13 protein-coding genes are annotated in these 13,403 nt (G+C 53.3%); 2 read left to right on the top strand and 11 right to left on the bottom strand.

What is annotated here, in order from left to right:
• Nucleotides 1-79: 79 nt before the first annotated feature.
• Complete coding sequence (locus tag MHI43_RS02240; protein ID WP_012818646.1) at nt 80-1,000, bottom strand: proline dehydrogenase family protein; 921 nt, start codon at nt 998-1,000, stop codon at nt 80-82.
• A gap of 196 nt (nt 1,001-1,196) precedes the next feature.
• On the opposite strand from MHI43_RS02240, the gene pruA reads away from it, so the two are divergent.
• Entirely contained in the window at nt 1,197-2,744 is a 1,548-nt protein-coding gene (gene pruA / locus MHI43_RS02235) for an L-glutamate gamma-semialdehyde dehydrogenase (RefSeq protein ID WP_012818645.1), read from the top strand.
• Nucleotides 2,745-2,811: 67 nt separating this feature from the next.
• Here pruA and MHI43_RS02230 read toward each other — a convergent pair whose 3' ends face one another.
• The 7 genes from MHI43_RS02230 to MHI43_RS02200 form a co-directional block, all read right to left on the bottom strand.
• Complete coding sequence (locus MHI43_RS02230; RefSeq protein ID WP_341283217.1) at nt 2,812-4,221, bottom strand: serine hydrolase; 1,410 nt, start codon at nt 4,219-4,221, stop codon at nt 2,812-2,814.
• A gap of 75 nt (nt 4,222-4,296) precedes the next feature.
• Entirely contained in the window at nt 4,297-5,058 is a 762-nt protein-coding gene (locus tag MHI43_RS02225) for a polysaccharide deacetylase family protein (RefSeq protein ID WP_036664769.1), read from the bottom strand.
• Entirely contained in the window at nt 5,055-5,891 is an 837-nt protein-coding gene (locus tag MHI43_RS02220) for a carbohydrate ABC transporter permease (RefSeq protein ID WP_009595886.1), read from the bottom strand. The genes MHI43_RS02225 and MHI43_RS02220 overlap by 4 nt, the downstream gene beginning before the upstream one ends.
• Complete coding sequence (locus MHI43_RS02215) at nt 5,891-6,766, bottom strand: sugar ABC transporter permease (RefSeq protein WP_012818642.1); 876 nt, start codon at nt 6,764-6,766, stop codon at nt 5,891-5,893. Before MHI43_RS02215 ends, MHI43_RS02220 begins: the two co-directional genes overlap by 1 nt.
• Nucleotides 6,767-6,934: 168 nt before the next feature.
• Nucleotides 6,935-8,197 carry an ABC transporter substrate-binding protein gene (locus tag MHI43_RS02210; RefSeq protein ID WP_012818641.1) on the bottom strand — a complete coding sequence of 421 codons (1,263 nt, stop codon included), beginning with the start codon at nt 8,195-8,197 and terminating at the stop codon, nt 6,935-6,937.
• Between the two features lie 164 nt (nt 8,198-8,361).
• Nucleotides 8,362-9,321, bottom strand: a complete 960-nt coding sequence (locus MHI43_RS02205) for a LacI family DNA-binding transcriptional regulator (RefSeq protein ID WP_012818640.1) — start codon at nt 9,319-9,321, stop codon at nt 8,362-8,364.
• A 231-nt stretch (nt 9,322-9,552) separates the two neighbouring features.
• Nucleotides 9,553-10,464 carry an EamA family transporter gene (locus MHI43_RS02200; protein ID WP_012818639.1) on the bottom strand — a complete coding sequence of 304 codons (912 nt, stop codon included), beginning with the start codon at nt 10,462-10,464 and terminating at the stop codon, nt 9,553-9,555.
• Nucleotides 10,465-10,589: 125 nt separating this feature from the next.
• On the opposite strand from MHI43_RS02200, the gene MHI43_RS02195 reads away from it, so the two are divergent.
• Nucleotides 10,590-11,447 carry a LysR family transcriptional regulator gene (locus tag MHI43_RS02195; protein WP_012818638.1) on the top strand — a complete coding sequence of 286 codons (858 nt, stop codon included), beginning with the start codon at nt 10,590-10,592 and terminating at the stop codon, nt 11,445-11,447.
• Nucleotides 11,448-11,520: 73 nt separating this feature from the next.
• Here MHI43_RS02195 and MHI43_RS02190 read toward each other — a convergent pair whose 3' ends face one another.
• From MHI43_RS02190 to MHI43_RS02180, 3 genes are all read right to left on the bottom strand, one after another.
• Nucleotides 11,521-12,345, bottom strand: a complete 825-nt coding sequence (locus MHI43_RS02190; RefSeq protein WP_012818637.1) for an alpha/beta hydrolase — start codon at nt 12,343-12,345, stop codon at nt 11,521-11,523.
• Nucleotides 12,326-12,868, bottom strand: coding sequence for an SRPBCC domain-containing protein (locus MHI43_RS02185; RefSeq protein ID WP_012818636.1), 543 nt, complete (start codon nt 12,866-12,868; stop codon nt 12,326-12,328). Before MHI43_RS02185 ends, MHI43_RS02190 begins: the two co-directional genes overlap by 20 nt.
• A 76-nt stretch (nt 12,869-12,944) precedes the next feature.
• Entirely contained in the window at nt 12,945-13,277 is a 333-nt protein-coding gene (locus MHI43_RS02180; protein ID WP_119850358.1) for a metalloregulator ArsR/SmtB family transcription factor, read from the bottom strand.
• Nucleotides 13,278-13,403 lie beyond the last annotated feature (126 nt).

The following is a 13,403-nucleotide window of genomic DNA, read 5'->3' as shown; positions in this document are numbered from 1 at the left end:
TTTGAAACCATGAAGAACCCCGTCAAAAAGCCACTTATTTCATCAGGCATTTTGACGGGGTTCTGCAATCGGATCCCGCTCACTTGAACATATTTTTGAGCACCATCATCAGATTGGCCGGCTTCTCTGCCAGCCTCCGGGTGAAATACGGGTACCACATCGTTCCATAGGGCATATAACACCGGATACGGTAGCCGTCCTGCGCAAGCGCTGCTTGATCGTTCATCCGCAGTCCATACAGCATCTGAAATTCATAGTCCTGTTTGTCTATGCGGCTCTGCTCGGCAAATACCTTCACCCAGTCGATGATGTTGTCGTCATGCGAGGCAATCGCGACGTAGGCCCCTTGGTCGAAATGCATTTTGACCAATTTCTTGTAGTTGTCAATGACCTCCCGCTTCTGCTGAAAGGCGATGGTTCCCGGCTCTTTGTACGCGCCCTTTACTAGCCGTAAATTAACGCCGGCCCTTAACAGATTCTTCACGTCCTCCTCCGTACGGAACAAGTAGGCCTGCATCACGGTCCCCACATTGGTCAGCCCCTCCTTATGAAGGCGGAGCGTCATATCGATGGTTGCCTGGGTATACGGCGAATCCTCCATGTCCAGGCGAACGAAGTTGCGGTGCTCTTTAGCCTTTCTTACCACCGACCTGATGTTTTCGTAAGCCTTCTCGGGGTCCAGGGCCATGCCCATCTGCGTCGGTTTCAAGGATACGTTCGATTGCACTTCGCGCCTCCCAATCCCTTCCACCAGCTTCAAATATTCCTCTCGGTACCCGGCCGCTTCATCCAGCGTCGTAATGCCCTCCCCCAAATGATCCAGCGTAACGAGAATGCCTTTCGCGTTCAGCCTCTCGATTTCGTCCAGCGCCTCATCCAAGGTATCGCCGGCAATGAATCGGCCAGCCAATTTCCGGCCGTACTTGATCGACAGCCATTTCACGAGTTTATTGCCGGACACCGTCAGGATCACTTTACGGTAAAGCTCGGTTCCGTCCATGCGCGCGCCCCCTTTGCAAGGTAACCAAAATGACTCTATCTAACTCATATGCAAAAATCATGACGGCATGCAGGGAGACATACATATTTAAATAGAGGTTTTCACCAGGAGATCCTAACCATGCCACCATGACGATCCGCAGCTGGACCATTGGCCTGAAGCTTCGATTCATATCATGTTAAGGAGGGGCCTCCCCATGCGAGCACCTTTTCGGAACGAACCATTTATGGACTTCAACAACGAGTGGAACAACAAGTTATACGATGCGGCGTTATCCGGGGTCGAAGCCGAGCTTGGCCAATCGTACCCCTTGGTTATCGGCGGTGCCAAAATCCATACGGAACGTACCGCTAAGTCGGTCAATCCGTCGCGCAAACGCCAAGTCATCGGCGTCGTGTCCCAAGCGGATACTAAGCTTGCCGAGCAAGCCATTCAGACGGCGGCGCGTACCTTTGAGACGTGGAAGCACACCGAGGCGAACGAGCGGGCACGCTACCTGTTCAAGGCCGCGGCAATCATGCGGCGGCGCAAGCTCGAGTTCTCCGCGCTGATGACCCTCGAAGCCGGCAAGACGCGTGCCGAAGCGGACGCGGATACGGCCGAAGCGATCGATTTCATGGAGTTCTATGCACGCGAAATGCAGCGCCTGAGCGCGCCCCAGCCGCTGACGGTCCACGAGGAGGAAGAGAATCATCTCGATTACATCCCGCTTGGCGTCGGCATCGTCATTCCGCCTTGGAACTTCCCGCTCGCGATTATGGCCGGTATGACCACGGCGGCCATCGTCTCCGGCAACACCGTTGTGCTGAAACCGGCGAGCACCACCCCGGTCATAGCCGCCAAATTCGTGCAGCTTCTGGAAGAAGTCAGCCTGCCTCCGGGTGTCGTTAACTTCCTGCCTGGTCCGGGTCAGGAAGTGGGCGACTATTTGGTGGATCACCCTTTGACCAGGTTTGTCAGCTTTACGGGTTCCCGCGACGTTGGACTGCGAATTCAAGAGCGTGCGGCCAAAACGCAGCCGGGGCAGCGATGGATCAAGCGCGTCATCGCCGAAATGGGCGGGAAAGACGCCATCATCGTGGACAACGAAGCCGATTTGGACCTTGCTGCGGATGCGATTACCGCTTCGGCCTTCGGCTTCTCCGGCCAGAAATGCTCCGCCTGTTCCAGAGCCATCGTGCATGAGGACGTCTATGATACCGTGCTGCAGAAGGTCATCGAGCGCTCCAAGAAGCTGGTGATCGGAAGCCCCTCCCATGCCGAGGCTCAGGTGGGACCCGTCATCGACGATAAGGCGTACCGTAAAATTCTCGACTATATCGAAATCGGAAAAAGCGAAGGCAAGCTGGTACTTGGCGGATTTCCGGGCGATCCGGAGGGGTATTTCATTCAGCCTACGATTTTTGCGGATGTGGACAGCACTGCCCGTATTTCCCAAGAGGAAATCTTCGGCCCGGTGGTGGCCTTCACGAAGGCAGCCTCCTTCGACGAAGCGATTCAATTCGCCAATAATACCGATTATGGGCTGACCGGCGCGGTGATCTCGAACAACCGCGCGCATCTGGAGCAGGCACGGCGCGATTTCCATGTCGGCAACCTGTATTTGAACCGGAAATGCACCGGCGCCTTGGTGGGCACCCACCCGTTCGGCGGCTTCAATATGTCCGGCACGGATTCCAAAGCCGGCGGCCGCGACTACCTGCTCTTGTTCACGCAGCCGAAGGTGGTGTCAGAACGGTTCTGAATACGGCATGCCAAAAAACCTCTCCATGATCATGGAGAGGTTTTTGATGTACCTTGTTTTATCGGCATTATGCCCTGGCTTTGCCCTTAATCTCCCGGACTACCTTGCCTTCAAACGATTGGTTCATCCAGTAGGCAAGATGAATGCCTTCCTCGCTGAAGGTGCATTCCGTCGTTAAGTAGAACGGCGTCTCGGTCAGCCTGACGATCAGCTGCAGCGTCCGGTCATCCTTCCAGGTCATGGAGGCAGCATACGCTTGATCCGTCATCATGATCAGCTTCGTGGTTCCCGACTTCCACTCGCTCCGGCCAAGGGCAATCGAGTTGACGCCATGTTCCCCCGTAAGCTCCAACACCCCGCCATCCTCTTCAAACCGGACGGAGAACGAATGCAGCTTCTCCTCGTTCTCTTCGAGATCATAGACGATCCCGGATACGTCCTTCTCAATCGGAGATAACGCCTCCTCGCTTGGCGGATCCAGCTTAAGCGCTTGCAGCGTTTCGGCAAGGGAGGCTGCCGCATCGGCATCGGCCGGCAGCGGATCTGCTCCCATCGCCGGCAGCAAATGCTCCCATACCTCATTCAGCACGGCCTGCATATCTCCAAGGCCGGAAGTAATCGCCAGAACCGCATCCTGCTGCGGGAACACGATGCAGAATTGCCCGAACGCGCCGTCGCCTCGATAAGCGCCGTTGCGGCACATCCAGAATTGATAGCCGTATCCTTCGGTCCAGTCCGAAGTGGAATCCGCAGGTCCGTTGGATATCTGCTTGGAGGTCGCTTCTTCAATCCAAGCCTCCGGAATCAAGCGCCGACCATCCCATTCTCCCTTCTGAAGATAGAGCTGGCCAAACTTGGCGATGTCCTCGGTCTTCAGCTTAAGACCCCAGCCGCCGGTGTTGATTCCCTGCGGGCAGCTTTCCCATGCAGCCCCCTGAATGCCGAGCGGTTCGAACAGACGGGGCTGCAAATAATCCAGCAGCGTAATGCCGGTGACCTTCTGCAGAATGGCCGAGAGCATGTACGTCGCTGCGCTGTTATATACAAAGTGGGTTCCAGGTTCATGCTCGACTGCTTGCTTGAAGAAATCATCCACCCAAATATCGGACTGGATGGCAGGCTCCTGGGCATGTCCCGTGCCCATGATCAGCAAGTCGCGTATCGTCATCGCGGACAGATTCGGGGACGGATCCTCCGGTTTGTTTTCCGGGAAAAAGCCGATCACCCGATCCTCCAGCGTAATCCGGCCCTCCTGGACCAGGAGTCCAATCGCGGTAGAGGTAAAGCTCTTGCTTAGCGAGAACAGCATATGCGGTTTGTCCGCGTCGTACGGCTTCCACCAGCCCTCCGCGACGGAATGCCCGTGCCGAACCAGCATGAAGCTGTGCAGCTCAAGCTCCTTCTCCTGAATCGAGCCGATAAAACGTTTGATGGACTGAGATGAGATTCCTTGGTTTTCGGGGGTACTTCTTGGCAATAATCGAACCGTGTTCGTGTTCATCCTATTCCGCCTCTCCCTGTATAACAAGATAAATTCATCATGACCCTTCCATTATACACCAGATATCGGCGCCGCTTCATCATATCGCACGGTACGGAAGCCCCAACGTTCGCTAATCTCGTTCAAGTCCTCCCGAGCAAGGAAGGCGGCCTCCTGATCACGCCCTCGTGCCAGCTCCTCCCCATCCACTTGAGCATTGCCGCACTGCACCATTTCCTCCGAATACAGCGCCGGATGGGACAGGAAAAAGTACTGTTCGTCCGTCAGGCCGCCAAGCACCCTTTCAAACGACTCGGCCCCGTCCGGAACGCCGCCAGGGAAAAAGTTGTAGTAATATCGGTGGTTGATAAGCCCCTTCGCCTCCATCCAGCGGTCCAGCTCCTCTTGCAGCCCGGGAATGAAGCGCTCGGGCAGCATATGGGAATCCGCGTAAGAAATGTTAAAGCCAGCCGCAGTCAGTTTATCCAGCTGCGCTTCGCACTCCATAAGGATCTCCTGCAGCGAAGGCGGATGATGTTGAAACAAGCTCGGGTCCTGATAGAAGTACCCGGCCCGATCGACAAGCGAAGGAACCTGTTCCTTCGCGGCAACAGGTCCCCAGCGTACGTTATCCCATTCGGCGTTCAGCGTCATATGGAAGCCGAAGCAGATGTCCTTGCGATGCGCCAGCAGCTGCGCGGCCTCGGCAAGATAAGGACGGGGCGCCATAATGGACACATTTTTGATGAATCCGGCCTCAACGGTCCTGGCAATCGCAGCATTGGCGGAACGGCTGGAAGCATAGTCGTCGGCTCTCGTAATGATCCGCCTCATTTCACAGCACCTGCGGCAATCCCTTTGATAATGTATTTCTGCGCGAAAACGTAGAAAATGACAACCGGGATGATCGTCAGCGTCAGACCGGCCATCGCCTGGTTCCACACGATCGTGAATTCTCCGAAGAAATAAAAGGTCGAGAGCGGGATTGTCCGCAGCCCTTTGTCCGACAGCGTCAGCGATGGAAGCAGATAGTCGTTCCACAGCGCGATGACGTTCAGGATCGCGATGGTCACGCTGATGTTCTTCAGCAGCGGGAACACGATCCGCCAGAACACGCCCAGCTTGGAGCAGCCGTCAAGGGTAGCCGCCTCCTCCAGCGCAACGGGCACGGATTTGATGAACCCGTGGTACAGGAAGACTGCCATACTGGACGTAAAGCCGACGTTCATATAGATCAAGCCCTCATGGGTGTTGAGCATCGGAATGTGCAGATTGGTGCGAATCCAGTCCATCACCTGCATCAGCGGCATCATCAGCGTCTGGAACGGAATCAGCATGGTTGCCACAAACGTGAAGAAAATGACCTTGCTCAGCTTATTGTCCGTCCGTACCAGCATCCATGCCGTCATGGAGGCGAGCACGATGACGATGATCACCGAGATGACGGTGACATACAGCGAGTTACCTAGCGCCGTGAAGAAATTCATCTTCTCCATCGCGGATTTATAGTACTCAAAGCTGAAGGAAGAAGGCAGCGCAAGCGCATTCTCATACAGCTCGGCACGATCCTTAAAGGAGTTGATCAGCATGATGAAGACCGGAGACAAGAAGACCAGCGAGGCGAGGAACAGCAGGATATCGAGCAGCCATTTCCCTGATTTCTTCATTACATCTGCACCTCTCTTCTCTTCGTGATGATGACTTGCGTCAGCGTGAGTCCGGCCACAATCAGGAAGAAGATGATCGCTTTCGCCTGACCTAATCCATAATTACCGTAAGCGAAAATTTCGTTGAAAATATTCATCGCAAACATCTCCGTCGCATTGCTCGGTCCGCCCTTGGTCAACGACAGGTTTACGTCATAGATTTTGAACGCCCCGGACAGCGTCAGGAACAGACAGATCGTGAACGAAGGCATTAACAGCGGGAACACGATGCTCTTCAGTCGCTGCCACAGGTTGGCGCCATCGACCTTCGCCGCTTCCATCAGCTCATCCGGAATCCCCTGGATGCCTGCGATGTAGATGATCATCGTATAACCCGCCAGCTGCCAGGTGAATACCGCAACGATCGCATACAGCGCAAACTGCGGATGCAGCAGCCAGTTAAAGAACACGCTGTCGAATCCGGTCTTCTCGCCCAGGAAGCTGAACGCATCCGTAAAAATAAACTGCCAGATGTAACCCAGAATCAGGCCGCCGATCAGGTTCGGCATGAAAAACATCGTCCGCGCCGCATTTCTCGAGCGGAGCTTTGTCGTCACCAGCAGCGCAAAGCCCAGTCCCAGTACGTTGACGCATACCAGCGCGAGCAGCGTGAATTGAACCGTATGCCAAGCCGATGACAGGAATCGGTCGTCCTGGAACAGCTGAACGTAATTGTCGAACCCTACGAATACTTTCGGATTCGCCGGAATGCCGTCCCAATTGACGAAGGAGTACACGATCCCGATAATGAACGGGATGATGACCACGGTCGTGAAAATAAACAGAAGCGGCACCGTAAACAGGGCAAACCAGGCTTTATCCTTTCTTTTGCTCATAATCCATACCTTCTTTCCGTTCCGGATGATTCCCGCAAGGCGGCATCAAACCTTGAAGTCGTGTTAGAAAAAACAAAAGCCTAACGCTCATCATCAGAACGTCTGAGGCTAGGCTTTCGTTTTCATGGAATTGTGATATCAGATGATTGCCTTTCGGCTTCAATTAGATTACTTCGATGCTTTCGCCCATACTTCATCGAGTTTCTGCAGGAACTGCTCGCCTGTCATGCCCGGATTCATGAAGTACTCCTGCGTAGCCGGAGCCAAATCATTGGTGATGATACCCGATGGGAAGTAGTTCAGCGCCCAAGTGATCGTCTCGCCCTTCGTGGTTGCTTCGTGCACCGCTTGAGACAACGGGTCCAGATCGCCTGCTTCAATGTTCGTTAAAGCCGGGATGAATTTGAAATCGTCCACGATGGCCTTCTTGCCCGTCTCGCTCGTGAAGAGCCAGTTCAGGAAAGCGTTTGCGGCTTTGACTTCCTCAGCGTCCGCCTGATTGTTGACGACCCAGTAGCTGGCTACGCCTACGGCGATCTTATCGTTGCCGGCAAGCGGGAACGGCATCATGCCGACTTTGGAGCCGAAATCGCCGAAGTCCGCAAGCATGGAATAACTCCAGTTGCCCTGATGCACCATGGCCGTTTTTTCCGTTGCAAAGTCGCCCATCTGGCTATCGTATTTCACTTCCAGCGGATTCTTGGTGTTGGCCTTGATGACATCCATGAATTTCGCCCATTCCTGGAACTCCTTCGTGTCGGCCATCTTCACTTCGCCCTTGTTCAGCTGGTCGATGAAGGCCAGCGGATCGGATTGAAGCGCAAACGGCGTGTTGATGATGTGTCCGATCAGGAAGTAAGCCTCCTGGGACAGACTCAAACCGTTCTTGCCGTCAGCCTTCAGCTGCTCCAGCGTCTTGGTGAAGGAGTCCAGGTCCTTCATGTTGGCCGGATCCACCAGATCCTTGTTATATACGAGACCGAAGCCTTCTACGCCGTACGGAACGCCGACGGTCTTATCTTCGACCTTCAATTCCATGTCCGGCGCAATGTTCTTAACGTACTCCTCGCCGCTCAAATCGGAAAAATAGGATTTCAGCTTCTCGGACTCGGGTCCAGGAGCCACGCTGAATATCGTTGGGCCCTGGTTGCTGCTGAGCTTCGCCACCAGCTGCTGCGAATAAGCGTCGCCCGCGGCACCCCATACCTCAACCTCGTTGCCGGTTTCTTCTTTATAGGTTTTAACCAAGGCTTCAAGAGGTTCCGTAATTTCGACTTTCGATTGGAAGAGGGTTATCTTCTTCAGCTTATCTCCCCCATCTCCTCCGGCTGCTGCTCCAGAATCTTTGTCAGATGTACCGCCGCAGGCCGCGAGTGTCGCAACCAAAGCCGTTGCCGTAAGTATGCTCAATACCTTTTTTACTTTTTTCAAGTGACACGCCTCCCCCTCAAGGACTCTATAAAGTAAAACGTTTACAAACCCATCATAGGGCGGTTTACCTAGAATGTCAATAAAAAATGTACACGTTTTCATAAAAATACTAAGTAAAAAAACTAGTAAAATCTATGATATTTTACTAGCTGTAAAAATAAAGTTTATCTCACCGTTTTTCTCCACTGGATCGTGGCATTCAGTTTAAAGGGCTCCCTGCCCGTCGTGCCCTTGATCATCTCGAGCAGCTCCTTCGCCGCCAAATAACCGCTTTCATAACGCGGGATCGCAATGGTCGTCAAGCCGGCCATCGCCGCCGCGTCCGAATTATCGAAGCCGGTGATCGATATGTCCTCCGGCACCCGTATGCCGTTCTCTTCCAAAGCTTTGATCGCGCCCAGAGCCATATTGTCGTTAGCGCAGACCAGCACTTCCGGCAATGCGTTGCTAAGGATCAGGATCTTGGCCGCCTGATATCCGCTTTCCTCGCTGTAATCGCCATGGAAGTAATTCCGCCTGTCAAACGCGATGCCATTCTTCGAAAGCGTATCCATAAATCCGGCGAAGCGTTCCTTATGATCCAGGGTAAACTCCAGTCCGCCAATGTATCCAAAGGTTCTGAACTGTTTATCCACCAGCGCCTGAACCATTTCGCACATCACGGGGTAATTGTCCACGATCACGCTTTTGGTATTGGCATACTCGTTGTCGATAATCCGGTCCATGAGAACGACGGGGAACTGCGGCGTGGCTACCGAGACTAAATATTCGTCCGTCATGTTCCGGTCGAGGCTTATGGTACCGCTTGCAAACTTGCTGCGCATAAAATTGGTGCTGGATTTATTCGTGCAGATGATGAGGTCGTATCCATTCTCCGTGAGGCAATGGCTGATCCCCTTGATGATTTTTAAATAATAATCGCGATCAAAGTCGCTGAAGACGAATATAATCGTGTTGCTTTTATCGGATTTGGTTGACTTATGCGGAAAATAGCCGTGCTCCGAGCATAACCTCAGCACCCGCTCCCTCGTCTCCCGCCCCACGTTCTTGCGCCCGTTCAGCACGTTGGACACCGTAGACACCGAGACCTCCGCGAGCTTTGCAATTTCCTTCAAACCACTCATGAATCCTATCCCCTCTCCAAAGGCGTTAGTAAATTTAATATAACATGGATTTATTTTTAATAAAATTTACTTATTTTGCTGGGACAAGATTTTTCTTGGATTTCCCCCTTGTCATAACTTATCGTGATACCTGCTCAGGCCAGAAAACCTTTGCTTGTCATGGCAAAAAGCAGGCCGCACGAATGGCATCGTCGCGACCTGCTAAATTCGAATATATTAGGTTTCTTGCCTTTATGCGGTACCGCACCGCTCCTTGATCATGAATGGATCTTTTGTTACGTCCACTCGTCCAGGCCGGTTCACCAGATAAATGCCAAGCCCAATACAGACTGTTCCGGCCAAGGTGTACCAATGCAGCTGCTCGCCTAGTATAAGCCATCCGGATAATACGCCGAACACGGGAATGAGGAATAGATACACGTTAGCTTTATTGGGATCGCTGTTGCGCAGCACATAATACCAAGTGACGAATTGGGCAATCGAACTCATCAGAATCATCCAGCCTAGAACAAAGAGCTCCTTCAAGATCTGAGATGAATCCCATACAAAATGCGGCTGCTCCAGCAGCGGGCTTGCGATGAGCAGGAGGATGCCTCCGATCAGCATCTGATAGGCAGCCATGACCCAAGCGTCAAACTCCTTGCCCCAACGGGAACTTAGCAGCGTCGCCATTCCCCAAGCCATCCCCGCGCCCAACGCAAACCAGAATCCGCTCTGCATCTGCATCTGCAAGCCTTGCGTAATGAACACGCCGATAAAACCGATGATCACGCCCGCCCACTGAAGAAGACGGTACCTCATACCGAAGATCAGGAAGCTGAACACGATGAACCAGATCGGGTTGCTGGAAGATAAAACCGAGGAGCTGCCGGAGGAAATGGTCTGCATGCTCAGGTAGATGCCACTCATCACGAGTGCCGATTGAAACAGACCGATCGTTGCCAGCTTCAGCCAGGCAGCGCCGCTCCTGGGATGGGGCCGCCTTGCAATGAAGGGCAGCATCAGAAGCCCCGCTCCCACGAACCGGATCGCCAGCAGCACGAATGGGGAACCGAAGGACAGCGCCATTTTGCCGATCGGGAAGTTAAGTCCCGCGACCAGCATCGTAAATATCGTCAGAAACAGCATACGCGGTTTGCTCATGCCAATGATTTCCCCTCTCCTTAACTAGGTGTATCCACAGTTTATTCCGACCTTCGTATCATGTAAAATAATTAAATAAGATTCGAACCATCACTGTGAATGATGGATATAAGGAGGCTGCTAAGGTGGAGAGTGGAGATCTGAAGATATTCCAGGCTGTTGCCCGTGAAGGAAACATTACCAAGGCTGCCGCAAGCCTGGGTTACGTGCAATCGAACGTGACCGCTAGAATCCGGCAGCTTGAATCCGAGCTGAACACGCCCCTGTTCTATCGGCTCAGCCGCGGCGTTGCCTTAACCACGGCCGGCTGTAATCTGCTCAAGTATGCCGATCAGATTACGCGTTTGCTTGACGAAGCCGTGAAATCGACGCAATTCTCGGAAGAACCGACGGGACCGCTGCGAATCGGCTCATCGGAAACCACAGCCGCGGTACATCTTCCCGGTATCATGCTGGATTATCATAAACGCTACCCTAATGTGAAACTGTCATTGATTACAGGCCATAGGGCCGACTTGATTCGAGCCCTGAACGAATATGAACTGGACGGGGCGTTTATCAGCGGACCTCTGGATTACCCGGACTTTAACGAAATCCGGGCCTTTGACGAGGAGCTTGTCCTCATCTCGGAACCCACGGAGGCTGCGCTTCGCGATTTGCTCACCAAACCGCTGCTGTTCTTTGGCAGGGGCTGCTACCACCGTAAACGGTTGGAGCAATGGCTCCATGAGGAGAATGTGGGGCCCATGAACATTATGGAGTTTGGCACGCTGGAAGCCATCATGGGCGGTGTGGCCGCCGGGCTGGGTATCTCGCTGTTAACGCGTTCTTCCGTCCAGGACTGGGTGGATGCCGGGAAATTGCAGGCCTTCCAAATTCCCAAGCGTTACCGCAGCTCCAAGGTCCATTTTGTATTCCGGCGCGACCTGTTTCGCACCAGCGCCTTTAATCATTTTATTAAGCCGTTTGAGAAGACCGAATAAATACTTCCACCGGAACAGGAAACAAAGAAACCGTGGCCCTAAGGGTCACGGTTTCTTGATGAGCCAAGCACGCTTATCCCGGAATTCGATTTGCCGAAGGCAACAGAAAATCCGACACCTCGGGAGCCAGCACTTCCGGCGCCATCACGACGGCAGAATGGTCCTGACCAGGCAGCATCCGGTGCTCGCACTGAGGGAGCAAGTCGACCAATGCGCTAGCGGCCCCATGGAACATGGACCCGCTGTTCTCGCCCGTCATCACCATGACCGGGACATCGACATCCCAGCGATCCGTCGGCAGCGGTTGACCGGATTGCGTGCTCCCCATAATCATGCCGTCATAGGCCAATGTATGCGCCATGCCCTCCATGACCTGCCAAGAAGGATCTGCCTTCATGAATTCTACATATTCCGTTGGGATCCCCAGCGCGGCTGTCATGAAATATTCTACGGCTTCGCTGCGCCGATTCCCTGCCATCAGCGCATTCAATTGCTGCACGTATTCCGCCGGTACGGGTGCACGGCTGTCGTCAATGATAAACGGCGGCTCGTATAGAAACAGTTTACTAACTTTACTGCCGCCAAGTCTGCTCGCTGCATCCAGAGCCAGAACAGCACCCGAGGAACTTCCGAATACATACGCGCTGCCGCCCGCCTCCTGAATAAGGGCATCGATATCTTCGATCTCACGTTCAACGGCATACGGAACCGCATCCGTACTGCTGCCCCGTCCCCGCCGATCATAATTGTAGACGGTGAAATGTTCAGACAGAAACTCTCCAAGACGCGTTGTGTCGTTGTGATCCGAAGCTGCGGCAGCTACAAGAATGACAGCCGGACCAGTCCCTTTCTTTTCATAAAAAATACGGGTACCGTCATTAGACATCACGTAATTCATGATCATCTCTCCTTTTATTGTCCTTTATGTACAAACTTATTTCGTTCTCAAACCGTTCCAGCGTATCCGCGTATCCTTCCACCATTCCCATGCCTTCAGCAGCCTCCAGCTGCTCTACGCTCGCAAAATGGGTGATGATGCTTAATCGGGTCCCATCCTTGACTGTTTCGAATGTAACCGAGGTCAACATGTCGCTGCCTGCAACGGGATTCCAGTCCTGATCGGTAAATGTATCCGTATAAACGAGCTTCGATAACTCCGCCACTTCGGAGTAAGTCGCCTTGCAGAAGGCTTCTTCCCCTTCTCCCGCCGCATCGGGAGCCAGTCTGTAGCGCCATACGCCGCCCGGTCTGACATCCATCTCATATACCGTCGCATTCCAGTTTTTTGGTCCCCACCAGCGTTCGATGTGTTCCGGCTTCGTCCATCCCTGCCAGGACAGCTTCAGAGGTATCGATACGACACGCTCCACGGTCAGCTTCCGCTGCTCCCGGTCTTTCGTGATGATGGTCTTCCTGCCCATGTGAATTCCTCCTATCTGTGAAATCGGCTCTGCGTGCAGAGCCGCATCTTCCTGTGGAGCTAGTAAAAGAATTGGCTTAACTCTCCTCTCCGTTAAAGTCGCTCATATAGTCCTCGAACTTGTCGAGTCGCTCCTCCCACAATCTGCTGAACGAATCGAGCCAGACGTCCAGCTCCTGGAACGGCTGGGCTTCGAGACTATAAATGCGCTGCTGTGCGTTCTTGCGGACTTTTACGAGCCCGGCCTCGCTCAGTATCCGCAGATGGCGGGATACTTGAGGCTGGCCGATACCCAAAGCCTCTACGATGTCGCTGACCGATCTCGACCCTTGCTTTAAGAGTTCAACAATGTTGAAGCGGTTCGGCTCCGAGATCGTGAAGAGGGTTAATTGCATAGCTGAAGTATTCATGGCTATAATATACACCAATGCGTATATATGCGTCAATGTATATATTATTTTTTTCAATATGCTTTTGACATCAAAAAACGAGACAGCACATCAACTCCCTTCGCTCGCAAGCTGCATGATCTAGCG

This window comes from Paenibacillus sp. FSL H8-0457 (genome assembly GCF_038051935.1).
GTDB classification, from domain to species: Bacteria; Bacillota; Bacilli; order Paenibacillales; family Paenibacillaceae; genus Paenibacillus_AQ; species Paenibacillus_AQ lautus_A.
This window is presented reverse-complemented; position numbering and strand designations above follow the sequence as displayed.